At 64.8% G+C, this 24,337-nt stretch carries 19 protein-coding genes; 7 read left to right on the plus strand and 12 right to left on the minus strand.

The window, feature by feature from the left end; all coding sequences use genetic code 11:
• The 3 genes from BXA07_RS19370 to BXA07_RS19380 are packed head-to-tail and all read left to right on the plus strand — an operon-like array spanning position 1 to position 3,001.
• On the plus strand, positions 1 to 594 hold the full coding sequence (locus BXA07_RS19370) for a hypothetical protein (protein ID WP_076570023.1): 594 nt from the start codon (positions 1 to 3) through the stop codon (positions 592 to 594).
• Positions 591 to 1,970 carry an AMP-binding protein gene (locus BXA07_RS19375; protein WP_076570025.1) on the plus strand — a complete coding sequence of 460 codons (1,380 nt, stop codon included), beginning with the start codon at positions 591 to 593 and terminating at the stop codon, positions 1,968 to 1,970. Before BXA07_RS19370 ends, BXA07_RS19375 begins: the two co-directional genes overlap by 4 nt.
• Positions 1,967 to 3,001 (plus strand): AAA family ATPase, encoded by a 1,035-nt coding sequence (locus tag BXA07_RS19380; protein WP_076570026.1) that lies wholly within the window; start codon positions 1,967 to 1,969, stop codon positions 2,999 to 3,001. The genes BXA07_RS19375 and BXA07_RS19380 overlap by 4 nt, the downstream gene beginning before the upstream one ends.
• 37 nt (positions 3,002 to 3,038) lie before the next feature.
• Here the strand turns inward: BXA07_RS19380 and BXA07_RS19385 are convergent, their stop codons facing one another.
• The 9 genes from BXA07_RS19385 to BXA07_RS19425 form a co-directional block, all read right to left on the minus strand.
• Positions 3,039 to 4,043: an AraC family transcriptional regulator gene (locus tag BXA07_RS19385; RefSeq protein WP_212592340.1), complete on the minus strand. Its 1,005-nt coding sequence runs from the start codon at positions 4,041 to 4,043 to the stop codon at positions 3,039 to 3,041.
• Between the two features lie 48 nt (positions 4,044 to 4,091).
• A complete protein-coding gene (locus tag BXA07_RS19390; RefSeq protein WP_076570028.1) occupies positions 4,092 to 5,378 on the minus strand; it encodes an O-acetylhomoserine aminocarboxypropyltransferase/cysteine synthase family protein in 1,287 nt (428 codons plus the stop codon).
• Positions 5,379 to 5,481: 103 nt separating this feature from the next.
• Complete coding sequence (locus BXA07_RS19395; protein WP_076570030.1) at positions 5,482 to 6,393, minus strand: carbohydrate kinase family protein; 912 nt, start codon at positions 6,391 to 6,393, stop codon at positions 5,482 to 5,484.
• Positions 6,390 to 8,024 carry an alpha-amylase family glycosyl hydrolase gene (locus tag BXA07_RS19400; protein ID WP_076570032.1) on the minus strand — a complete coding sequence of 545 codons (1,635 nt, stop codon included), beginning with the start codon at positions 8,022 to 8,024 and terminating at the stop codon, positions 6,390 to 6,392. The genes BXA07_RS19395 and BXA07_RS19400 overlap by 4 nt, the downstream gene beginning before the upstream one ends.
• Positions 8,025 to 8,026: 2 nt before the next feature.
• Positions 8,027 to 8,917, minus strand: coding sequence for a maltose ABC transporter permease MalG (gene malG, locus BXA07_RS19405; protein WP_076570033.1), 891 nt, complete (start codon positions 8,915 to 8,917; stop codon positions 8,027 to 8,029).
• A gap of 10 nt (positions 8,918 to 8,927) precedes the next feature.
• On the minus strand, positions 8,928 to 10,439 hold the full coding sequence (gene malF / locus BXA07_RS19410; protein WP_076570035.1) for a maltose ABC transporter permease MalF: 1,512 nt from the start codon (positions 10,437 to 10,439) through the stop codon (positions 8,928 to 8,930).
• A gap of 93 nt (positions 10,440 to 10,532) precedes the next feature.
• A complete protein-coding gene (gene malE / locus BXA07_RS19415) occupies positions 10,533 to 11,753 on the minus strand; it encodes a maltose/maltodextrin ABC transporter substrate-binding protein MalE (RefSeq protein WP_076570036.1) in 1,221 nt (406 codons plus the stop codon).
• Positions 11,754 to 11,858: 105 nt separating this feature from the next.
• Positions 11,859 to 12,944, minus strand: coding sequence for an ABC transporter ATP-binding protein (ugpC, locus tag BXA07_RS19420; RefSeq protein WP_076570038.1), 1,086 nt, complete (start codon positions 12,942 to 12,944; stop codon positions 11,859 to 11,861).
• An 83-nt stretch (positions 12,945 to 13,027) separates the two neighbouring features.
• The gene (locus BXA07_RS19425; RefSeq protein ID WP_076570040.1) at positions 13,028 to 14,665 is read right to left on the minus strand and encodes an alpha-amylase family glycosyl hydrolase; all 1,638 of its coding nucleotides are present in this window, start codon (positions 14,663 to 14,665) and stop codon (positions 13,028 to 13,030) included.
• 324 nt (positions 14,666 to 14,989) lie between these two features.
• On the opposite strand from BXA07_RS19425, the gene BXA07_RS19430 reads away from it, so the two are divergent.
• Positions 14,990 to 15,664: a hypothetical protein gene (locus BXA07_RS19430; RefSeq protein WP_139335658.1), complete on the plus strand. Its 675-nt coding sequence runs from the start codon at positions 14,990 to 14,992 to the stop codon at positions 15,662 to 15,664.
• 113 nt (positions 15,665 to 15,777) lie between these two features.
• On the opposite strand, the gene BXA07_RS19435 is transcribed toward BXA07_RS19430, so the two are convergent.
• From BXA07_RS19435 to BXA07_RS19445, 3 genes are all read right to left on the minus strand, one after another.
• A complete protein-coding gene (locus BXA07_RS19435) occupies positions 15,778 to 16,791 on the minus strand; it encodes a substrate-binding domain-containing protein (RefSeq protein ID WP_076570043.1) in 1,014 nt (337 codons plus the stop codon).
• Between the two features lie 343 nt (positions 16,792 to 17,134).
• The gene (locus BXA07_RS19440) at positions 17,135 to 18,355 is read right to left on the minus strand and encodes a maltoporin (protein ID WP_076570044.1); all 1,221 of its coding nucleotides are present in this window, start codon (positions 18,353 to 18,355) and stop codon (positions 17,135 to 17,137) included.
• Between the two features lie 219 nt (positions 18,356 to 18,574).
• Positions 18,575 to 20,131, minus strand: coding sequence for an MFS transporter (locus BXA07_RS19445; RefSeq protein ID WP_076570046.1), 1,557 nt, complete (start codon positions 20,129 to 20,131; stop codon positions 18,575 to 18,577).
• Between the two features lie 107 nt (positions 20,132 to 20,238).
• Here BXA07_RS19445 and BXA07_RS19450 point away from each other — a divergent pair, with 107 nt between their 5' ends.
• From BXA07_RS19450 to BXA07_RS19460, 3 genes are all read left to right on the plus strand, one after another.
• On the plus strand, positions 20,239 to 21,153 hold the full coding sequence (locus tag BXA07_RS19450; protein WP_076570048.1) for a LysR family transcriptional regulator: 915 nt from the start codon (positions 20,239 to 20,241) through the stop codon (positions 21,151 to 21,153).
• 329 nt (positions 21,154 to 21,482) lie between these two features.
• Positions 21,483 to 22,580: a patatin-like phospholipase family protein gene (locus BXA07_RS19455; protein ID WP_076570050.1), complete on the plus strand. Its 1,098-nt coding sequence runs from the start codon at positions 21,483 to 21,485 to the stop codon at positions 22,578 to 22,580.
• A 91-nt stretch (positions 22,581 to 22,671) separates the two neighbouring features.
• On the plus strand, positions 22,672 to 24,312 hold the full coding sequence (locus BXA07_RS19460; protein WP_076570051.1) for a methyl-accepting chemotaxis protein: 1,641 nt from the start codon (positions 22,672 to 22,674) through the stop codon (positions 24,310 to 24,312).
• Positions 24,313 to 24,337: the final 25 nt, after the last annotated feature.

Below are 24,337 nucleotides of genomic sequence, written 5' to 3' on the forward strand. Positions count from 1 at the left end.
ATGCAGAATCCCGGACCCCACCTCGAAATCCTGACCCACCGCCTGGCCGATACGCCCGCCGAATTCCTCGGCGAGCCGCGCATCGCCGGCGTCGCCAATGCGCAGGCCGTGGCGGTTGCCGCGCTGGTCAACGACATTGTGCTGCTGCATGGCGCGCGCGCGCCGGCCGCGTCGCTGCAGGGGTTTGTCGGCGCCCAGGTGAAGGCGGACCGCAACCGCCTGGCGCTGGCCATGATCGCGTGCTGGCTGCTGGCCGATGAATGGTTCATCGCCCGGCAGTTGCCGCAGCATGATCTGCTGCAGATCCTGGGCGAGGCGGCGCGCGAACTGGCCGCCGCCACGCCCGCGCACCAGTTTACGCAAGACCCGGAGCGGCGCGAGGAGCTGGCGCGCATCGTGCTGGCGCGGCTGGGTTTCCGCCCCGCGGATGAAAGCCTGGCGCAGGCCACGGACAGGTTGTCGGCCATCAGCGGCACGGAGCGCCGGCGCCTGCTCGAAGCGAGCCGCCTGGCCGAGCAGCGCGCGCGGGAAATCCGCGAGGCGCTGGCGAAAAAGGCGGCCGAGGAATCGGCCGACAAGTGGTCGCGCGAATGACGCTCGCTGGCAAACCTGACGTCAACCTGCCGGGCGGCGCCTGGGAATCGGACCTCGACTACTGTCCCACCCTGACGCCGGCGGGCGGGCGCATGCTGGAAAAGCTGCGCAGCCATCCCGCAGCCCCCCGTTACCGCAACCGCAGCGGCAACAAGCTGCTGGCCGCGGAAGTGGCGGCCTTGCGCGCGTATGAACAGGAAGTCATGGAGGCGACCATAGGCTGGAGCGCCGCCGCGCCGCCGTCCTGGCTGGCGGATTTTCTCAGGACGACCTACGCCACGGTGCCGTATTACCGTGCCTGCGGCTCGCCCCCCGCGCGCCTTGCGGACGTGGCGCCCGTCAGCCGCGCCGAACTGGCGCACGATATCGCCGCCTTCGTGCCCGACGATGCGGACCTGTCTCGCATGATCAATTTCCAGACGACGGGCACCACGGGCCACCCCTTGCTGATCGCCTCGCACCCGCTGGTGGCGGGGCGCTACCTGGCCTTCCACAAGCGCGCGCTGCGCCGCTTCGGCATCACCCTGCGCCATGGCGCGGGCCAGGTGGGCGTGATGCTGCTGGGGCACCAGCGCCGCTGCTTCACCTATGTCTCCGTCACGCCCACCATGCACGAATCGGGTTTGGCGAAGATCAACCTGCACCCGGACGACTGGCGACAGCCTGAAGACCGCGCGCGCTACCTGGACGCCATGGCGCCCGAACTGATCGCGGGCGACCCGATCTCGTTCGCGGAACTGCTGACCCTGCCCATGACGCACAAGCCGGTTGCGCTGCTGTCCGTCTCGATGATGCTGTTGCCGGGCATGCGCGCGCGCCTGGAACAGCGTTTCGGCTGCCCCGTGCTCGACATCTATTCGCTCAATGAAGTGGGGCCGGTCGCCGTCTACGACGAGCGGGCGGGCGGCCACGTGCTGCTGCAGCACCGGCTGTACGTGGAAATCCTCGACGCGGACGGCCGGCCCATGCCCGATGGCGTGCGCGGCGAGATCACGGTGACGGGCGGTTTCAATTTTTGCCTGCCCCTCGTGCGCTACCGCACGGGCGACTACGCCGCGCTGGCGCATGGCCCAGACGGCCCCGTGCTGGTGGGGCTGGCCGGCCGCAGCCCCCTGCGCTACAGGACGGTCAAGGGCGAGTGGATCAATAATATCGATATCACGCACGCCCTGAAGCCGCTGGCCATCGCCCTGTTCGGCGTGCACCAGCATGGCGATGGCAGTGTCGCGCTGCGCCTGGCGCCGGGCGCCATGCCGCTGGCCGGCCAGGCGCGCACCTTGCTGGCGCCGTTTTTCGGCGCCATCGCGGTCGAGACCCTGCTGGCGGAAGACAAGATCATTCAATACACCTCGGATTTACGGGAAGCGGCAGTATGAGCAGCTATAAACGGGGCCTCGTGGTGGGTAAATTTTGCCCGCTGCACCTGGGCCATGAACTGTTGATCAAGCGCGCGCAAGAGGCTTGCGAGGAACTGCTGCTGGTCAGCTATACGAAGCCGGAATTTCCGGGCCTGGAACCGGCACGCCGGGAAACCTGGCTGCGCGCGCGGTTTCCGCAGGCGCATGTCGTCGTGCTCGACGATGCGCGCCTGACCGCCCTGTGCGCGGCGCGCGGCGTGCCGGCGCGGACATTGCCGCAGAACGATGACGACGGCGAACTGCACCGCCACTTCATGGGCTGGCTGTGCTGGAAGGTGCTGGACTTGCCCGTCGATGCCGTGTTTACCAGCGAAGACTACGGCCCCGGCTTTGCGAGCGTGCTGGAACGGCATTACGCAAGCGGGCCGGTGGCGCATGTGAGCGTGGACCAGGCGAGAATGCTGGTGCCCGTGTCCGGCACGCTCGTGCGGCAAGACCCCCATGCGCACGGCGCCTTTTTGTCGCCCGTCGTGCGCGCCGATTTTGTGACGCGCGTGTGCGTGCTCGGGGGCGAATCGAGCGGCAAGACGACTTTGACGCGAGCGCTGGCGGCGCATTTCGATACCGCCTGGGTGGCCGAATATGGCCGCGAGCTGTGGGAACGCCAGGATGGTGTCCTGCATTACGACGATCTGCTCAGGATAGGCCGCGAACAGCTCAAACGCGAGGCGCAGGCGGCCATGACAGCGCGGCGCTGGCTGTTTTGCGACACGTCGCCGCTGACCACGTACTTTTACTGCGTCGAGATGTTCGGCAAGGCCGAGCCGGAACTGGCCCGGCTGGCCGAACACCGCTATGATCTGGTCGTGCTGTGCGCGCCCGATTTCCCCTTCATCCAGGATGGCACGCGCCGCGACGAGGATTTCCGCGCGCGCCAGCACGCCTGGTACCAGGCGGAGCTGGCGCGGCGGGGGATCGCCCTTGCTATCCTCGGCGGCAGCGTGCGGCAAAGGATAGCGGCGCTGGCCGGGCTGCTGCAGCGGCACTGAGCCGCGCCGCTGCAGCGGGCCGGGATAGCGCCTGCTGCTACAGCGGCCGCACGGGGATGCAGATTTCGCAGGAGAATTCGCCGGTGGCCGGGTCCATCGCCGTGGCGGCGGAAAAGCGCTCGAAGCAGGGGCGTTCGTCCCATTGCAGGCCGCTGGACGGCAGCCATTCGCGCGTCATGCGCGTCCACGCGTCGGCGATGGCGCTGGATGGCCCCTTGAATTGCGCCACCGCATAGCGCCCGCCCGGCAGGGTGGTGAGGCTGGCCCGTCCCGCTGACTGGAACGAATCGGGCACGGCGACGCAGGCGTCGTAGCGGCATTTGTCCGGCGGCGTGATACTGGGATCGTCGTGGCCGATGCCGTAGCAGGTGGCGTCGCCCAGGCCGTGCGACTGCATCCATGGCGCGACGGTGTCGCGCCAGAAGGCGCTGATGGCGGGGCCGTAGGGGCCGATGTGGCGCTGGCACGCGACGGTGGCGGGCGGCAGGTCGAGGATGGTGACTTGCATGGGACTCTCTCTATCAAGTGGATTGGAGTGCCCATATTGCGGGAAGTTCGGCCCGTTTTCCTGATTGGCGTTGCGCATGGCCTGATCCGGATTGCTCTCTTGCCGGCGCAGGCGCATGGCCGCGAGCATGGCGGCGTTCTTTGCGGCGACGCCGGCGCGCCAGGCCGTCGGCGTGCAGCCGAACTTGAGCTTGAAGGCGCGCGCAAACGCTTCGCCGGAGCCGAAGCCCGTCGCCAGCGCAATGTCGAGTATCGCTTCGCCGGGGCGGACGGCCAGCCGCAAGGCGGCCGTTTCCAGGCGCCGGCGGCGCGCATAGTCGCCCAAGGTTTCACCCATCCAGGCGGCGAACACGCGGTGAAAGTGGAAACGTGAAAAATGCGCAACATCGGCCAGCTGCGCCAGGTCCAGCGGCGTGTCGAGGTGGCGGTCGATGTGGTCGAGCACGGCGTTCATGCGCCGCGCATATTCGGCGCGGAACAGGCCGCGGAACTGGCCAGACACCGGCTGCTCCGGCGAAGGGGGAAGGGAGTTCATGCCGCCGATTATGGCATGAACTCCCCTGGGAACGGCGCGAAAAAAGCCTTACGCCGCGTTCAGCGCCTGCTCCAGGTCTTCGCGCAAGTCGTCGATATGTTCGATGCCGACGGACAGGCGCAGCATGTCTTCGGACACGCCCGCCTTGGCCAGTTCCTCTGGGTTGAGCTGGCGGTGCGTGGTGGACGCCGGGTGCGTGGCCAGCGACTTGGCGTCGCCGATGTTGACCAGGCGCGTGAACAGCTGCAGGGCGTCGAGCACGCGGGCGCCGGCCGCGCGCGGGTCTTCGCCTGCCGCCAGTTTCAGGCCGAAGGACAAGATGCCCGAGGCGCGGCCGTGCATGTATTTTTTCACCAGCGCGTGGTCCGGGTGGTCTTCCAGGCCCGCGTAATTGACCCACGCGACTTTCGGATGCTGCTTCAGGTGCTTGGCCAGGGCCAGGGTGTTGTCGCAGATGCGGTCCATGCGCAGGGCCAGGGTTTCGATGCCCTGGATCAGCTGGAAGGCGGAGAGCGGTGAAATGGCCGCGCCCATGTTGCGCAGCGGGACGACGCGCGCGCGGCCGATGAAGGCTGCAGGGCCGAACGCTTCCGTGTAGACGACGCCGTGGTAGGACACGTCCGGTTCGTTCAGGCGCTTGAAGCGCTCCTTGTGATCAAACCAGGGGAACTTGCCGCTGTCGACGATGGCGCCGCCCACGGTGGTGCCGTGGCCGCCCAGGTATTTGGTCAGCGAATGGACGACGATGTCGGCGCCGTGCTCGATGGGGCGGAACAGGTAGGGGCTCGGTACCGTGTTATCGACGATCAGCGGGATGCCGTGCGCGTGCGCGATTTCGGCCAGTTTTGCCACGTCCGTCACATTGCCCAGCGGGTTGCCGATCGATTCGCAGAAGATGGCCTTGGTGCGGGAGTCGATCAGGGCGGCGAAGGTCTCGGGCTGGCGCGCATCGGCGAAGCGCACTTCGATGCCGATCTGCGGCAGGGTGTGGGCAAACAGGTTGTAGGTGCCGCCATACAGCTGGCTGGCGGAGATGAAATTGTCGCCCGCTTCGGCAATCGTCTGGATCGCGTAGGTAATCGCCGCCATGCCCGAGGCCACGGCCAGCGCGGCCACGCCGCCTTCGAGCGCCGCGACCCGCTTTTCCAGCACGTCCTGCGTGGGGTTCATGATGCGCGTGTAGATGTTCCCGGCGACCTTGAGGTCGAACAGGTCGGCGCCATGCTGGGCATTGTCGAAGGCGTAGGCCACCGTCTGGTAGATGGGGACGGCGGCCGCCTTGGTGGTCGGGTCGGGGGTGTAGCCGGCGTGCACGGCCAGGGTTTCGATTCTCATGTGGTCTCCGGTTCGAATGGTCTGCGAGGGTGAAGCGTTTGAAATTCGCAGCCATTGTGCCATGCGCCCGTTAGCTCGATGCTACGCTTGATAGAATATTAAGTCATAAGCTAGTGCTGTCTTGATATAAGTCATGCAGCTCCGCCTGGCCGATAAACCGTTCATGCGTGCCCTGCTGGGCGCAGGCAAACGCGCCGGCGATGGCGCCGCGGCGCATGGCGGCGTCGAGCGGCAATCCTGCCAGCCAGGCGTGCAGGAAGGCGGCCACGAACGAGTCGCCCGCGCCGTTGCTGTCCACCACGGGCAGGTCCAGTTGCGCGCATGGGAAGTGGCGCACCTGCTCGCTGCCCCGTTCCAGCAGGTAGGCGCCGTGCGCGCCGGCCATGGCGATGACGGCCTGCGCGCGGCCTTCCGCGACAATCGCGCGCATGACGGAGTCCGTGCGCTGGCCCAGCGCGGCCGTGCTGAGAAACACCAGGTCGGCGCGCAGCGCGAACACCTTGTGGTGCGGGTTGACGCCGTCCCAGTCGTGCAGATCGGTCGACACCGTCGTGCCGCACGCTTGCGCGTCGTCAAACAGCGCGGCCACCCAGCCCATGATGGAAAAGTGCGCGTGGCGCGCCGGCCCCAGGTAGGGCAGATAGAAGGCGGCCGGCATGCGCACGTCTTCCGGGTGGCGGCCGTCGTACAGCGACATCCTGCGCCCTTGCGGGTCGACCAGGTTGACGCTGCGCCGCGTGCCCGAGGCTTCGACGAGATGCGAAAAATCGAGCTTGGTCTCTTTATAGCGCTGCAGGATGGCCGCGCCCTGTGCATCGTCGCCGATGAAATCGATGAACTTGCAGCGCAAGCCCAGCGCGTGGCAAGCGAGCGCCACGCCATTGCCCGTGTGGGCCACGTAGTCGCGGATCGGCGGCACGTGGACGGAATCGGCCACGGGCAGTTGCAGGTCGGGGACGCGCACGATGGTGTCGATGCCGGCGCCGCCGACCACCAGGATGTCATAGGTACTCATGGTGCTGCCTTTTCCAACAGGACGGTGCCGGCCGCGTTCACCGCGACGGCGCCATCGTTGACTGAATATGTTTGATTCGTGTAGGCGTCGCGCAGCAGGGCGCCATCGGCGAAGACGCCGCGCACCTTCAGTTCGAGCGCTCCCTGCGCCTCGGGCACGGCAATGACGGCGTCATCCTGCGTCACGCGGGCGAAGGCATACGGTTTGTCCTGGATCAAGCGATGCTCGCCGCGCGCCAGGGCCGGGTGGCGCAGGCGGAACTGGCCCAGCTTGCGCGCATGCGCGAGGGTGGCCGCATCGAGCGCGTTCCAGTTCATGCTGGACCGCGTCGCCTGCTGCTCGTCGCCGGCGGGCGCCGCGCCGGGCTGGCGCGCGCTTTCGTCACCGTAGAACAGCTGCACGCCGCCCGGCGCCAGCATCAGGGCGCTCAAGCCATGCTTCAATTGATCGCGCGGGAACAGGCTGGTGTCGTGCGAGGAGATATATGACAGGATGTCGTAGCGGGGACCTGGGCCCTTGCCCAGCAAGCCCGCGTACTGGCGGTAGACGCCATCGATGCTGGTCCAGTCGCCGCCCGCGCGGCCTTGAAAGTCGAAATTGATCATCGAGTCGAAGCCCGCGTCATGCCAGCTGCTGCGCTCGGGGCCATGGCCCCACGCTTCGCCCGTCATCCAGAACCGGGCGTCGTCGATTTTTTGCTGCGGGTGGCGCGCCTTCCAGTCCTTCAGGGCGTCGCGGGCGGCCGCGCGCAAGGCCAGCCAGCTGCCCGGTTCCACGTGCTTGACGGTGTCGGCCCTGAAACCGTCGACGCCGAACTCGCGCACCCAGTCGGCCAGCCAACTTACCAGGTAGCCGCGCACGGTGGTGTCGGGCAGGGCGACGGCGCGCGTGTCCGTCTTGCGCTGCAAAATCGGCGGCAAGCCCACGGCCTTGGCGCTTTCCGTGCGGAAGTCGGGCAGATACGCCAGCTGCATGGTGTAGTCGTCCTTGCCGCCGTCGGGATAGCCGGGCAAGCCCGCCCGCACCCAGTCCGGGCCCCACCATTGCGCGAAATCAAAGTTGTTATAGTCGATGAAGCTGTGATAGTCGCGCAGGGTGGCTTTTTCGTGGCCGGGCCACAGCACGGGCACCTTGTATTCGGCCAGGGTGCGCAAGTCCGCGTAGCCCGGGTGGTTCAGTACCACGTCGAACAGCACGCGGATGCCTTGCGCGTGGGCCGTGTTGATCATTTCGCGCAGTTCCTCGCGCGTGCCCATGTTGGCGTCCATGGTGGTGTAGTCGAGCGCCCAGTAGCCGTGGTAGGCGTAGTGCCGGAACTGCTGCTTGCCGCCCACCACCCAGCCGTGGATCTGTTCGTACGGCGCCGTGATCCACAGGGCGTTGACCCCCAGTTCCCTGAAATAGCCGGCTTTGAGCTGCTGCGTGATGCCGGCGATGTCGCCGCCATGGAAGCTGCCCGCGTCGCCGCCTTGCGGGTCGGCGCTGCGGCCATAGGAATTGTCGTTGCCGGGATTGCCGTTGGCGAAACGGTCGGTGACGGCAAAGTAGACGATGGGATTCTCGGCAAAGCTCCCTGCCTGCGCCGAAGCGCTGAGCAAGAGGGCGGCCAGCGCAGTCAGGGAGCGTCGCATGGTCAGCCCTTCACGCCGCCAGCCGTCAGGCCGGAGATCATCCACTTCTGCGCCAGCAGGAACACGGCCGTGATGGGCAGGCCGGACAGGATGGCCGCCGCGGCGAAGTCGCCCCACAGGTATTTTTGCTCGTACAGGAACAGTTTCGAGCCGACGGCCAGGGTCAGGTTGTTCTGCTCATGCAGCAGCACGGAAGCGATCGGGTATTCGATGATGGCGCCGATGAAGGACAACAAAAACACCACCATCAGGATGGGCACCGTCATCGGCAGCAGCACGTAGACAAACGCCTGCCACTGCGTGGCGCCGTCGACCTTGGCCGCTTCCTCGATCTCGATGGGAATGGTTTGATAGTAGCCCTTGATGGTCCAGATGTGCATGGCGATGCCGCCCGTGTAGGCCAGCACCAGGCTGCCGTGGTGGTCGATGCCCAGCCATGGCACGTAGCTGCCCAGCAGGTCGAAGATGGCGTAGATGGCCACCAGGGCCAGCACGGCGGGGAACATCTGCAGCAGCATCAGGGCGGACAGGGTCTGCGACTTGAAGCGGAACTGCATGCGCGCAAACGCATACGCGCAGGTGGTCGACAGCAGCACGGTGACGGTGGCGCTCATGGTGGCCACCTTGATGGAATTCCACAGCCACAGCAGCACGGGGAAGTCCGGCTCGACGAGCGCGCCGTTGGCGGCCTGGTAGGACATGCCCAGCGCCAGTCGCCAGTGCTCGAAGCTGATCTCGGGCGGGATCAGACTGCCCGAGGCAAAATTGCCTGGACGCAATGAAATCGACAGGATCATCAGGAAGGGGAACATCACCAGCGCGATCAGCGCGATCACGGCGACGTGGGCCGCCAGGATGCGCCAGCGGTTGGAACGGTCGACAACGATAGCCATGGTCTGTCCTTTATGCTTTGTTCATGCGCGTCAGGCGCATGTTGACCAGCGAAATCGCGGCCACGAGGAAGAAGATCAGGGTCGAGATGGCGGCGGCCAGGCCGAAGTTCTGGCCCGAATCCTCGAACGCGATGCGGTAGGTGTAGGACACGAGCAAGTCAGTGGTGCCGGCCGGCAAGGTCGTGTCGAGGAAATCGGGACGCCCGCCCGTCAGCAAGCTGATCAATACGAAGTTATTGAAATTGAAACCCAGGCTGGCCACCATCAGCGGTGTCAGCGGCTTGATGATCAACGGTAACGTTATCTTGAAGAAATTCGTCAGCGGTCCCGCGCCGGCCAGGGCCGACGCTTCGTACAGGTCCGACGGAATCGCCTTGATCAGGCCCATGCACACGACCATCATGTAGGGGTAGCCGAGCCAGGTGTTGACGATCAGGATCATGGCCTTGGCCAGGGTGGTGTCCGAGAACCAGGCGGGCTTGATGCCGAACAGGGCGTCGAGCACGAGGTTGATTTCGCCGAAGTTGTTGTTGAACAGCCCCTTGAAGACCAGGATGGAAATGAAGCCCGGTACGGCATACGGCAGGAACAGCAGGGTGCGGTACAGGCCGCGGAAGCGCAGCGCATCCCAGTTCAGCAGCACGGCCAGCACCATGCCCAGGCCAGTCGTGGTGGCCACGCTGATCAGGGCGAAGACGATGGTCCACACAAAAATACGCAGGAAGGGGCCGCGGAACGCTTCGTCGGAGAAAATCTTCACGAAATTGGCGAAACCGACGTTGACCTTGAAGCCCGGTTCCAGCTTGGTGCCATCCGGCATTTCATAAAAGCCCGTCTTGAAGTTCGGCGTCACCAGTTCGCCGGTGGCGATCTTTTTCAGCGTCTTGTCGGGAAGTTGCTTGTAGACATGCGCGACGGGGCCGAATTCGCGCAAGCCCACCATGCGCAGCTCTATCCTGTTCGGCAGGACCAGGGTGAGCAGCTTCAAGTCCTTTTGCAGGGCGATGATGTCCTTGATGGGCAGGGCGGGGGCCAGCACGGGCGCCTGCACGGGGTCCGGCGGCGCCACGTCCACTGCCAGCGGCACGGCGCGCTTCAGGGCCAGCGGCGGCGTCAGCAGCACTTCGCCCGTGTCCGGGCTTTCCAGGCGCAAGCGGTATTCCTTGTTGTCCGGGTGCACGGTCATGGCATAGCCGGCGCTTTCCACGCGCTGCGTCTCGTCGAGCAGATATTGCGTGGCCCGTTCGTAGGTGAGCAGGTTGCGCGAACTGAAATTGGTAAAACCGATCGACACCGTGTACACGAGCGGCAGCAGCACGAAGACGATGACGGCCGTAATGCCGGGAAACAGGTAGCGGTAGGCATAGGCGCGCGGCGACGTGAAGACAAACGTCGTCAGGGTCAGCAAGCCGAGGAAGACGGCGGCCAGCATGGTCTGGCCGGAAATGTACAACATGAAGAGCAGATACAGACCCAGCGCCATGCTGATGGTCAATACCGTAGGGCCGATAAACTTGCGCACGATGGGATACCTGTGAAGATGGTGAAAGACCCGGGGGGCATGCGCGCCACTGGCGCGCATGCCGGCCCCGCAGGGGCTAGCCCCTTGAGTGACTTAGTTTGCCGTCGTGATCCGCTTCGCCGCCGCGTCCAGGCCTTCCTTGGTGCTCTGGCGGCCTTGCGTGATGTTTTCCAGCGCCGACTGCATCGACGACCAGAAACGGCCCATTTCCGGGTTGTTCGGCATCGGGCGGCCCGCCTGCGCGCTTTCCATCGTCGCCTGGATGTTCGGGTTCGATTTCAGCTCGGCAAACAGCACCTTGTTTGCTGGCGTGCCCAGCGGAACGTCGGCATTGATGGTTTTCAAGCCATTGATCTGCAGCATCTGGTTTTCCAGGAATTCCGTCGCCAGGTCCTTGTTCGGGCTGGCTTTCGAAATCATCGCACCGAGCACGCCCACGAACGGGGTGGCCGTCTTGCCGGCCACGGTAGGAATCGTTGCCACGCCGAAGTTGATCTTCGACTTGCGCGCGTTGTCCCACGACCATGGGCCATTGATCATCATGGCGATCTTGCCCTGGTTAAAGCCCGCTTCCATTTCCGCGTAGCCGGCGCCCTTGGCCATGGCGCCGCTGTTGATCAAGGTCATGACGGCGTTCACGCCGGCCACGGCACCGGCATTGTTTACGCCGGTCTTCGTCGCGTCGTAGCGGCCGTCCGCCTTGACTTCAAACGGGAAGCCGCCACCGGCGCCCAGCAGGGGCCACGTGAAATAGGTGTTCGTGTAATCCCACAGGATGGCTTTCTTGCCTTGCGCCGAGAGCTTCTTGTCCAGCGCGGCGATTTCTTCGAAGGTTTTCGGCGGGTTCGGCACCAGGTCCTTGTTGTAGACGAGGGCGACGGCTTCGATGGACATCGGGTAGCCCCAGGTCTTGCCGCCCACGGTAAAGGCGTTCCAGGCCAGCGGCAGGATGGCGGCGCGCGCTTCCTTGCTTGGCGTCAATGGTTGCAGCAAGCCGGCGTCGATCCAGCCGCCGATGCGGTCATGCGGCCAGATCCAGATGTCCGGGCCCTTGCCGGCGGCGGCGGCCTGCTGGAATTTGTTCGGCGCATCTTCAGGATGCTCGACGACGACCTTGATGCCCGTCTTCTTGGTGAATTCCTCGCCGACCTTGGCCAGGCCCTTGTAGCCTTTGTCGCCATTGATCCAGATCAAGAGGGTACCTGCTTCGGCCGCGTTCGCCAAGCTGACGGCGGCCAGGTTGCCGATGCCGGCCAGGGCGGCGGCGATCAGGGTGGTTTTGATAAAGCTGCGTTTCGGGTGCGGGAAGGACATGTCAATCTCCAGTTGTCTTTTTTTATGTTGATTAAGTTTCAAGGCTGAACCGATGCAACCAGGCCAGGCGGCGCCTGTAGCGCCTGGCCCGCAAAAGGGAAGGCTTCAGGTACGGGTCTGGCCATGCTCGTCGAACACGTGGACACGGGCGGGCGCCACCTGCAGGGAAACCGATTGTCCGATGCTCCAGTCGGTTTCCGCATCGGCGCGCACCACCAGCGGCTCGTCGCCACCGGGTACCTGAACGTACAGATAGCTGATGTCGCCCAGTTTTTCCACCGCCTGCACGGTGGCCGTGATGGCGGCAGTGGCGCCGGGCGCGCACGCCCGCACGTGCTCGGGGCGCGCGCCGACGGTGACGGGGGTGCCGCTGGCCAATGGCTGCGCCAGTGCGGCCTGCAGCATGCCGCCGGCCGCCGTGGCGATCACGGCCACGCCGTCGGCGACACTGTGGATCTTGCCCTTGAGGAAATTCATGCGGGGCGAACCGAGGAAGCCGGCCACGAACAGGTTGGCGGGGTGGTGGTACAGCTCCAGTGGCGCGCCCACCTGTTCGATGCGGCCCGCGTTGAGCACGACGATGCGGTCGGCCAGGGTCATCGCTTCGACCTGGTCATGCGTGACATAGATCATGGTCGAGCGCAATTCGCGGTGCAGATTCGCCAGTTCGATGCGCATCTGCACGCGCAGCGAGGCGTCCAGGTTCGACAGCGGTTCGTCGAACAGGAAGACGTCGGGCTTGCGCACGATGGCGCGGCCGATGGCCACGCGCTGGCGCTGGCCGCCCGACAAGTCTTTTGGTTTGCGTTCGAGCAAAGGTTCGATACGGAGGATCTGCGCGGCGCGCTGCACGGCGTCGGCGATCTGCACCTTGTTCATGCCGGCCAGTTTCAGGCCGAAGGCCATGTTCTGCGCCACGCTCATGTGCGGGTACAGGGCATAGCTCTGGAACACCATGGCGATGCCCCGTTTGGCGGGCGGCACGTCGTTCATGCGCGTCTTGCCGATGAACAAGTCGCCGCCGCTGATTTCTTCCAGGCCGCAGATGCTGCGCAGCAAGGTGGATTTTCCGCAACCCGACGGGCCAACGAAGACCATGAACTCGCCATCGGCGATTTCCAGGTCGATGCCGTGCAAGGTTTGCACGTCGCCATATGCCTTCTTCAGGCCTGTTAACTTCAGTCCAGCCATGTCGTCCTCGTTCTCTCAATTTGGCCCCGCTGATGCGCGGGGCTCGTTATTGTAATTGGCGGCATGGCCGCCAAAGGTACTGTTTAAGCGTGGGTGCCGAACCAGCCGCCATGCGGTGGCAGGCTGATCTGCTGGCCATCTTTACTGCCTGGCAAGCCGTGACCGGCCAGGTCGGCCGCTGGTGCCGCGTCAGGCCAGCTGAACGTGACGGCTTGCGTGCCCAGGTTGAAGGCGGCCAGCACGGACGGCTGTCCCGGCAAGTCGCGGCGCAGGGCCAGCACGGGTTCCGGCGCATCGAAGAAGACGATATCGCCGCGCAGCAATTGCGGCAGGGTGCGGCGCCAGGCGAGGATGTTTTGCGCAAAGCGCAGCGGCGAGCCGGCATCGTTTTCTTCCACATCGACGGCGCGCGCCAGATGCTCGGGCGGCACGGGCAGCCAGGGTTTGGCATTACTGAAGCCGCCATGCGGCGCATCAGATACCCATGGCATCGGCGTGCGGCAGCCGTCGCGGCCCTTGAACTGGGGCCAGAACGGGATGCCGTACGGGTCTTGCAGCGCCTCGAAAGGAATGTCCGCTTCCGTCAGGGCCAGTTCGTCGCCCTGGTACAGGCAGGGCGTGCCTTTCAGCGCCGCCTGCACGGCCAGCACCACCTTGGCCAGCGAAGGCGACGGGTTCTCGCCGCCCCAGCGCGTCATGACGCGCACGCTGTCGTGGTTGCCCACGGACCAGGAAGCCCAGCCATCGGCCACTTGCGCTTCGAATTCTTCCACCTGGGTGCGGATGTGCGCGGCGGAAAACTCCGCCGTCAGCAAATTGAAACTGTAAGCCATGTGCAGCTTGTCGGCACCCGTGTAGGCAGCCATGGTGGCCAGCGCATTGTCGTCGCCCACTTCACCGATGGAAATGGCTTGATATTCGTCAAGGATGGCGCGCACGCGCTGCAAATAAGCGATGTTTTCCGGCTGCGTCTTGTCGTACACGTGCGCCTGCATGCCGTAGGGGTTGATGGCCGACACGCTGCTCGCGTCGCGCTGGGCGGCGGGCGGATTGTCGCGCAGCAACTGGTCGTGGTAGGGGAAATTGCAGGAATCGAAGCGGAAGCCGTCGACGCCGCGTTCCAGCCAGAAACGCAGGTTGTCCAGCTGCGCCTGCTGCACGGCCGGATTATGGAAGTTCAGGTCGGGCTGGCTGGCGAGGAAGTCGTGCAGGTAGTACTGGCCGCGGCGCGGCTCCCATTGCCAGGCGGAACCGCCGAACACGGACAGCCAGTTGTTCGGCGCCGTGCCATCCGGTTTCTGGTCGGCCCAGACATACCAGTCGGCCTTGGCATTGTCGCGGCTGGAGCGGCTTTCCACGAACCACGGGTGGACATCGGACGAGTGTGACAGCACCTGGTCGATCATCACTTTCAGGCCCAGTTCATGGGCGCGCGCCACCAGGCGGTCGAAGTCGGCCAGGGAGCCAAACATGGGATCGACGTCGCAGAAATCGGCCACGTCATAGCCGAAGTCCTTCATCGGTGACGTGAAGAAGGGCGAGATCCACACGATGTCGGCGCCCAGGGCGGCGATGTAATCGAGCTTCGAGGTGATGCCGGGCAAGTCGCCGATGCCGTCGCCATTGCTGTCGAGGAAGCTGCGTGGATAGACCTGGTAGATGACGGCGCTGCGCCACCAGTCGGCAGGCAGGTGGGCGAGATTGTTCTGGATGGTCGGCATGAATGATTTCTTAAAAGTTGCCTGTAGCCGTGGCTATCAGGGCGGCGCTGCTGGTTGGTAGGCGAACGTCTTATTTTAAAATTCAAAGCGCTTTGGGTATGAAATGAGTATAGTTCAAAGCGCTTTGAAAAGTAAAGCGATACCGTGTACCGAAGCCGTGAAATTTTTGCGGGCTGTCGCAGGGCGTCTTGCCGCCCGCCGGCGCCGCAGTTTGCCGGCGCCTGTCCCGGCGAAATGACTGCATAATGGCGCCATCGTCTTGCGGCGAGGACGCCTGTTCTGGCCCTGCGCAAGGTGAAGACATGAGGGTTGCGCTTTCCACCGATGAAAATTCCTGACCGCCACGCATTGCGCTATCGTTCCAGCGCGATATTTTTCCTGCTTTTCTCACTTGGCGTCCATGCGGCCAGGGCCGATGTGGCCACCGAAGGGCATGCCGTCACCGTCAGCGGGCGCATCGGATGGGAGGAGTATGAAAAGTTATCTGCAATTCTTGCCACTAAGGAAATTTCCAAGGTGGTCTTCAAGAATTCAGGTGGCGGATCATTGTCGTGGGGACTCAGGATCGGCAAGATACTTGCCGAAAAAGACCTAACAACAGTTGCCGAAGGCATCTGCGCTTCGGCATGCGCAATCGCATTCATGGGCGGCGCGGTAAGGGAATTTTCCTCCGAACAGCCGGATTCGGCCCTGATGTTTCATCCCGGATTTGAGCCTGCGCGCCAGTTGCCAGCTTTGGAGACCAAGGCGATATTGCTTGAATGGCTGGAAGCGAGGACCGGGCAGCCTGCGCCAGCTGATTTTTCGACGGCGATGGACAAGATTACAAAACGCAAGGGCGGCGTGTATTTTCTGGCGCCCAGCCATGGCCTGGCCTTGAAAAAAGGAGTTTCCGTCTATTTTTGCGAGGGGAGCGAAGACAATCTCAGTCAATGTGCGGGACAGGCTGCGGCAAGCGCGCAGCAGATGCGGATTGTCTCGCCTGGCCAGTCCCGCTGAGGCGGGCGCCGATCTCGTTCATCCCGCCTGACATTGGCACCATGCCGCGCCCGCCGCGGGCGCGGTGCGCCATTCAAGGGCAGATGCCGCCGGGCGCGGGCGGCGCGGCGGTATCAGGTGGCCGATACCGGCCCCGCCGACTCGCCCGGCAGCAGTTCGCACGGCCACAGTTCCTGCAGTTCGGTGGCGGGCGTGCCGTCCATCAGGGCCAGCAGCATCTGGATCATCTTCGCGCCGGCGCCGCGCGGGTCGGGCTGGACGACGGTGGTGACGTTGTGGCCGGCCAGCGAGTCTTCCATCACGCCCCAGACGATCAGCGACATCTCGCGCCCGATGGCGATGCCCGCGTCGAGCAGGGCGCGCACGGCGCCCACGCCCGACATGTGGTTGTCGACGATGACGGCCGTAGGGCGGGGCGAGCGGGCCAGCAGGCGCTGCATGGCCTGGTAGCCGGCGCGGCGGTCGTGCGCATTGTCGACCAGGTTGTCCGGATCGACGGCCAGGCCGCCTGCCTGCATGGCGTGCTGGAAACTCTCGACGCGCTGGCGCACGAAGTTCAGGTCCGGCGTGGCGCTGATCAGGCCGATACGCTGGTGGCCCAGCTGCGCCAGGCGCTCGACGGCCAGGCGCATGCCCGCCTCGTTGTCGTAGTCGAACCACGCGTGCGGCTGGTTCAGCTGCGTGCGGCCATGCGCGACAAAGGGCATCCCTTGCTGCGCCAGGTAGGCGATGCGCTCGTCGAACGGTTTTGTCCGTCCGACGATCAGGCCGTCGATGCGGCGGCCCTTGACCAGGCGTTCATAGGTGGAAAATTCCTTGCTGGCCGAGGCGGGCGCGATGATCATGTCCATCTGCTGCGCTTCCAGCGCTTCGGACATGCCGCCCACGATCTCGATGAACATGGGGTCGGCCAGGTCGTTCGGCATCAGCGGGTAGATGATGCCGACGATATTCGTGCGCCCCACGGCCAGGCTGCGCGCCATGGGATTGGGCCGGTAGCCGGCAGCCTGCGCGGCGGCCAGCACCCGCTCGCGCGTGCGTTCGCTCACTTCCGGATAGCCATTCAAGGCGCGGCTGACGGTGGTTTCGGATATTCCTAGCGTTTTGGCGAGATTTTTGAGGTTCATGGATGCTGCAGTCGGGTCTATCCTGGGTGGGTCTTGCCTGCCTGCGTCCTGCCGGTGGGCGGGAGCGGTGCAGTGCAATGCGATTGGGGGTAGTTTATCTGATAAATGCCGGAATGATCAGGGGTATGACCTGCGGCGGCAGTGCCCAAAAAAATACGCGGGCAAACCCAGGGGCGCCCGCGCTAAAAGAGGATACTGCTGAATCACTACATTGAAGCTGCCGGCCATCGCGTGCAGCGGCGAAATGGTGGGTCCGGATAATGCATGCCCCAGTGGAAGCGGGCGGTGTTGCTGCCACGGGCAAGCGTCCGGGGACGCCTGCCGACGTTCTAGAGGCCGGCGATTACCACCAGCTTTCCACCTGGAAGCCCATCGAGCTGCCATTGGTCTTGCCACCGAACACGCCCGTCGACGACAGGGCCGATTCCGCCGCGGCAGCCGACTGGGCTGCCTTGTTCCATTTGGCGTAGGTGTAGAAGGCGCGCAACACGGGGCGCGACCAGAAACTGTTGCCGGCCGACAATTGCGGCGCAAACGTCAGCTTGGTCAGGTTGCGGCTCTCGCCGCCTTCCGGCTTGACGATGTCGTGACCGAGTTCCACGGCCAGGCTGTAGTTGTCCGTGAAGTGGTAGACGGGGCGCGCGCCGATCGACGTCCACTTGCTGCTCACGCCTGCCGTTTCCTTGTCTTCATAGACGAAGGTGCCCATGCCCGACCAGGCGCCTTTGGGCTGGATCATGATCTGTTCCGTCAGACGCACGACCTTGTCATCCTTGCCGGCGCCCAGGCTGAAGCCGCCCGTGTTGGCGGCGCTGCCTTTGCCGTACTGCAATGCGACCTTGTTGAAGCCGCCCAGCAGATTGCCTTGCGTATGCATGACGGTCAGCAAGTGGCCGCTGGCGATGGGGGCCGCGCCTTGCGCGTTGCGTTTCTGGTTGAATTGCAGGCCCAGCGTCAGTTCGCCGTCCGGGTTGACCTTGATGCCGGAGAAGCGCAGGTCGTGGGACAGGCCCATGCGCTTGCTGTCGCCGTCGTCGGCCGTGCGCACGATGGCGTAGGCCAGCTTGGCGGCGCCCAGGTCGATGTTTTCCAGGCCGGCGCCGGGGCCGCTGTTATTCCAGAAGTAGTAATCGGTGATGTGCACGTCCTGGCGGTCGTAATAGCGCTTGCCGACCCAGGCGCGCGCTTCGGCGAAGGCGCCCGTGCCGATCTTGTCGGCCACCACGTTCATTTCGCGCCACGACGGGTCCGACTGCTCCCAGTCCTGGTTCTGGTTGACGGAGAACGCCACCAGGGTATTGATGCGGAAAGTGGTGCCGTTGGCGGCCTTGAACGCTTCGCCGCCGAATTTGAGCTCGCCGTAGGTTTCGCACTCGTTGCCCAGACGATATTTGGACGAAGCGCCGGCCAGGCCGAAGCAGGCTTCCTTGCCGCCTTCGCTGCTGGTGCCGAAGCCCGAGCGGATGTAGCCGCCGAAATCGATGGGCAGGGCGGCCTGGGCGGCCGAAGCGCTCAAGGCCAACGCCACGGCGGCAGGCAAAGTTTTCAAGAAATGTTGGTTCATTGCGTCTCCAGTGTTTTTATAGGTGTGGGATCGGTGCGCATCACTTTGCACAGCCAAAGCGCTTTAACTCTCTTTCAAAGCGCTTTGAGTATAGTTCAAAGCGCTTTGATCAGTAAACTAGTTTTGTTCTTTGAATTCTTCCTAGACTTTTGATGTGTTGCGGAGAAACATCAGGGAGGCGGGCGGCGCGTGGGCGCCGCCGGGTACGGCAGGAAGGCATCAGGAGGGGGCGTCGCAGGCGGGCAGGGCGGCTTTCTTCGTTGCCGCAGGGGCCGGATGGCGCAAGAAGGACAGGATCAGCAGGGCCGAGGCCGTCGTAATGCTGGCCAGCACATACAGCAAGTGGCGGAAGGCCGTGCCATACGCTTGCGCCAGTTCGGCCGCGCCCGCCTGCGGCAGCAGGGTCGCCGCATGGCGCAGCTCTCCGAGCGCCAGGAAGGGGCCGGCCTGCGCCGCCTGTTGCGCGCCGACGCCGGCGCCGTCCAGCGCCGCGACAGTAAACGTGCCCAGCACTGCGCTGACGATGGCCAGCGCCAGGCCTTCGCCCGCCACCCTCGTCGTATTGAAGATGCCGGCCGCCATGCCGGCCCGTTCGACGGGCACGACGCTGATGGCCAGGCCATCCATCAAGCCCCAGGGCAGGCTGATGCCGCAGCCGATCAGCAGCAGCGGACCCAGCAAGCTGGCGGGCGGCTGGCCCGGCATGCACGTCGACAGCCACAGCAGGCCTGCCGCCGCCAGCAGCAGGCCGCAGGCGCAGATGTGGGCGGCGGCGATGCGCTGCGCCGCCATGCCGGCCAGCACGGGCAGCACCAGCATGGGCGCCGACAGGGCGATCATCATGCGTCCCGCGTCAAAGGCGCTGTAACCCTCGATGCCGATGAAGCGGGCCGGCAGCAGCACCAGCAGCACGACAAAGGAAAACGCGGGCGCGGCGGCCAGCAATTGCACGCCGGCAAAGGCAGGCAGGCGGAACAGGGTCAGGTCCAGCATGGGCCGCGCGGCGCGCCGCTCCACGCCGATGAATGCGGCCAGCAACAGGGCCGCGCCGCCGCACAGTCCCAGGCTGGCGGCGCTGCCCCAGCCGCTTTCGGGCGCCTGCAGCAAGCCATACGTAAACAAAGAGAGTGCGCCCGTAAACGTCAGGGCGCCGGGCCAGTCCACGCCTTGCGCCTGCGGGTCGCGCGATTCGCGCATGGCGCGCGCGGCGGCCAGCAGGGCGGCCAGTCCGGCCCCGGCCGTGGCGATGAAGATGGCGCGCCATCCCGTGCGGCCAATGAGCAGGCCCGCGAGGAAGGGGCCGAAGGCCAGGCCCACGCCGAAAGCCGTGCCGATCAGGCTGAAGGCGCGCGCGCGGCCCGGACCGTCGAATTCCTGCGCCAGCGCCGCCAGTCCGCTCGACAGGGCCATGGCGCAAGCCAGGCCCTGCACGGCGCGCAGCAAGTCCAGCGCAAGCATGCCGGGCGCGGCCGCCAGGGCCAGCGAAGTGAGGAAGAACAGGCTCATGCCGGCCATGAACAGGCGCTTGCGGCCATAGCGGTCGGCCAGCGCGCCGGCCGCCATCAGGCAGCCGCCAAAGCTGAGCATGAAGGCATTCGTGATCCACGCCAGCGCCAGCGGCGTGCCGCGCAGTTCGGCGGCAATGGCGGGAATGGCGATGGCCGGCCCCGTAAAACTGAGCGGCATGCACAGTGCGGCCAGGCAGACGGCGGCCAGCACCAGCAGACGCCGTGCAGTCGCTTGCTCCGGGGCATGCGCGGGTAGATTCGTATCCATGAGAATGATTCCAGAATGAGGAAATCTGATGATAATATGGACGCAATCCATGAAAAAGTGGCTGAGAATCCACTCATAACGGATAAATATTCCCTAATTGAGGTCGTATGGATAATTTGAACGGCATTGCCGCCTTCGTGCGCGCGGCGGAAACGTCCAGTTATGTGGCGGCCGGGCGGCTGCTCGGCGTGTCGGCTTCGGCCGTGGGCAAGAGCGTGGCGCGGCTGGAAGAAAAGCTGGGCGTGCGCCTGCTCAACCGCAGCACTCGGCGCATCAGCCTGAGCAACGAGGGTGCGCTGTTCTACGAGCGCTGCCAGCGCATCCTGGCCGACCTGGGCGACGCGGAGGCGGAACTGTCGCACCTGGCCGAGGCGCCGCGCGGCAAGCTCAAGGTGAGCCTGCCCGTGATCGGCTACCGCATCATCCTGCCCCTGCTGGCGGACTTTACGCGCCAGTACCCCGAGATCGAGCTCGATCTCGATTTCAACGACCGTCTGGTCGACGTGGTGGCCGAAGGCATCGACGTAGCCGTGCGCAGCGGCACCTTGACGGATTCGCGGCTGATGGCGCGCGAACTGGGACCGTTCGCCTTTGCCATCGTCGGTTCTCCCGCGTATTTCGCCCGCCACGGCGTGCCGGCCACGCCGCGCGCGCTGGAAGGGCACGCCTGCGTGCGCTATAAATTCCCCACCACGGGCAAGCTGCAGGAGTGGGCGCTGCGGCGCGCCGGGGGCGACAGCGGCGGCGAGCTGCGCCTGCCGACCGCCTTGACCTGCAACAACATCGAAGCCCTGATCGGCGCCGCCACGCAGGGCGTGGGCCTGGCGTATTTGCCGGACTTTATCGTGCGCGACGCCATCGGGCGGGGAGAGCTGCAAGCCGTGCTGGACGATTACCTGGAATACGCGAGCAAGTTCTGGGTGCTATGGCCATCGAGCCGCCATTTGTCACCGAAAATCCGCGTCTTTGTTGACCATCTGTGTACCCACCTGCATTTTTCCGCGCCCCCTCCCGCCACCTGAACGGCCTGGCAGCCGCCATGGCCGCCGGTTGAGGAATATTCCTACCCCAAAGAGATTTTTCCTAACATTGCAGAATATTTATTTGCTGCGATGCACCACGCGACGCCGCGCACCGTCAACTTATACCCTTTCTGAATACCTATCATGCGTTAATTAAATTGCCATAAGGAATTTATTTATGTTAATTTAATATCTGTTTCCGCAACATTGCATCAATTTCATGGTTGTGGAGATAAGTGCAAGATGAGGCGCAACAGGCATGTAGTAACCAATAATCAGGGCGTGAGCCCGGTTCCGTTCAGGGAGTGTGCATGAAGACAGTAAGCACGATGCCGCCACATCCGGCGCCAGCCGCGACACCTGCCCGCAAGACGGGCTTGCTGCTTGGTGGCGGTGCACCAAATTCCACCTTGATCGCGGGCGCGCTGGCCGCGTTCCTCGACGAAGGCATCGAATTCGACGTCATCTCGGCCTCGGGCGCCGGTGTGCTGATGGGTTTGCTTTACACGACGCCGCACGAAGCCACGCCGCGCCAGGCGCTGCAAAGCTGGGCCGACACGGGCGTGGCCGACAGCATCTACAAGATGATCCCGATCAACTACAAGGTCTTCCAGAAGCCTGGCATGCATGCGAGCACTTTCCGCGACGCCTTCCAGCCACCGGCCAACAATCCCTTTTTCCAGGCCTTCCAGCAAACGTTTGCGAGCGTGCCCACGGCCTGGTCGGACTGGGGCAAACTGATGGTGTCATCGCTGTCGCCATCGGACCTGTCGGCGAAAAGCCTGGGCCTGTGCGCGCACTTGCCCTTCCTGGAAAAAGCCGTGGATTTTTCCGGCGTGGCCCGCATGCGCCCCGATTTCTACATCAATGCCTACAACCTCAGCGCGCACCGCATGCAAATCTGGGGCAAGCACGAGATCGAACCCATCCATGTGCGCGCGGCCCTGTCGTTTCCCTTCCTGTACGCGCCCACGACCATCGCGGGCGACGACTACATCGAAGGCGCGGCCCTCGATACGCTCAATTTCGACCCGTTTATCGAAGGCAAGGGCGAGCACCATGACGCCGACACCCTCGTCATCCTCGACATCCTTGGCGACGAGCGCTTGCTGCGCAAGCCGCGCAACCTGTACGACGCCTGGGTGCGCTCCATCATCACGCCGCTGGTGAAAATTTCCAAGAGCGAGCTGCGCCTGTTCGAGCTCGAGCACAACACGGACAGAAGCACGGGCCAGCCCAGGCGGCGCCTGCTGAAACTCGACTTGATGGGTAGCATTCCCGAGCAGCACTGGCCCGACACCCTGGACTGGTCCAGCTCGAACATGCAACTGCTGTTCGACGTGGGCCACAAGGCGGGCCTGGCGTTCTGCCGTGAACATGGCGACCTGCTGCGCCGCCCGCCTGACGCCGCCGCGCTGGCGGCCTGAAGCGCTCCGCCCGCGCTCCCCATTCCGGCCACCCGTCGGCAGCTTTTCGTTGTACCTGGCCTTGCCAGGCCCCTTTTTACTGTAAAACACCATGAATATCACCAAGCAATTGATCCTGACCCTCACCATCGCCTTGCTGGCCCTGCTATTGCTGGGCGCCGGCGGCGCCATCCAGCTGCAGCGCGCCCAGGAACGCTTCGACACCGTGCAGAACCGCATCATTCCCAGCATCCAGGGCTTGAATGCGGCCAAGGGTTTCCTGGCCGATTCGCGCCTGGCCGGTTACCGCCTGTCCGTCTTCTCCAACCTGGCCGACAAGACGGCGCTGGACAAGGCCGTGGCCGACGCCAACACGAATTTCGACAAGGTCATCGCCACCTACCGCGCCGAGCGCCTGTACGACGCGACGGACAGCAAGATGCTCGACGCCGACCAGGCCGCCATGGAAGCCTACCGCCGCGCGCTCGTGCCATTCTTTGCCGCCGCCTATGCGGGCGACATGGATGGCGTGCGCGCCACCTTGCTCGCTGGCACGCCGCTGGCCATCACGGCCGCCGCCGCCAAGAAGAGCATGGATGACCATATCGCCTACAACAACAAGCTCGTCGACGACGTGAAGGCCGAGAGCCTGGCCGCCTACGACACGGCGTTCAACACCATGCTGGCCGTGCTGGGCGTGGCCGTGCTGTTGACGGGCGCGCTGGCCTGGCATATCTACCGCACCATCAGCGGCGGCCTGGGCAATATCGAGCACACGCTGGAGCGGGTCAGCGCCTCGCTGGACCTGTCCGCCGCCATGCCCGTCGAGCGCATGGATGAAGTGGGCCGCACGGCCACGGCCTTCAATAAATTCCTCGAACGCATCGTCGGCGTGATCGCCACCGTGCGCGCCTCGGCCGATACGGTCAGCGTGGCGGCCGCGCAGATTTCCGCCGGCAACGCGGACCTTTCCGTGCGCACGGAACAGCAGGCGTCTTCCCTGGAGGAAACAGCCTCCAGCCTGGAAGAGCTGACCTCGGCCGTGCGCCAGAATACGGACAATGCGCGCCAGGCGAATGCCCTGGCCGTGTCCGCCTCGGACGTGGCCCGCAAGGGCGGCGCCGTGGTGGCGCAAGTGGTGGGCACGATGGGCTCGATCAACGAATCGGCGAAGAAGATCGCCGACATTATCGGCGTGATCGACGGCATTGCCTTCCAAACCAACATTTTGGCGCTGAATGCGGCCGTCGAGGCGGCGCGCGCGGGCGAGCAGGGCCGTGGCTTTGCCGTGGTGGCCACCGAGGTGCGCAACCTGGCGCAGCGCTCGGCGGCGGCGGCCCGGGAAATCAAGGGCTTGATCGAGGATTCGGTGGAAAAAGTCAACACAGGCAGCGTGCTGGTCGACCAGGCGGGCGCGACGATGGAAGAAATCGTCGCCAGCATCCTGCGCGTGACGGATATCATGGGCGAGATCGCCAACGCCAGCCACGAACAGAGCGCCGGCATCGAGCAGGTCAACCAGGCCATTTCGCAGATGGACCAGGTGACCCAGCAAAATGCGGCCCTGGTGGAAGAAGCGGCCGCGGCGGCGTCGTCGCTGCAAGACCGCGCCGTGGAGCTGGTCGACGTGGTGGCCGTGTTCCGCCTGCGGGGCGATGCGCAAGGAAAATCGTTGAAAGCGGCGGGCGGCTTGCCGGCCCCGGCAGTTGCCGGGCGGCGCCTGGCGCTGCCAGGACGCAGCGCCCGCGCTTAAGGCTTGAGACTACCCCGGCATGCCG

It is taken from the genome of Janthinobacterium sp. TND4EL3 (genome assembly GCF_900156175.1).
GTDB lineage: Bacteria > Pseudomonadota > Gammaproteobacteria > Burkholderiales > Burkholderiaceae_D > Janthinobacterium.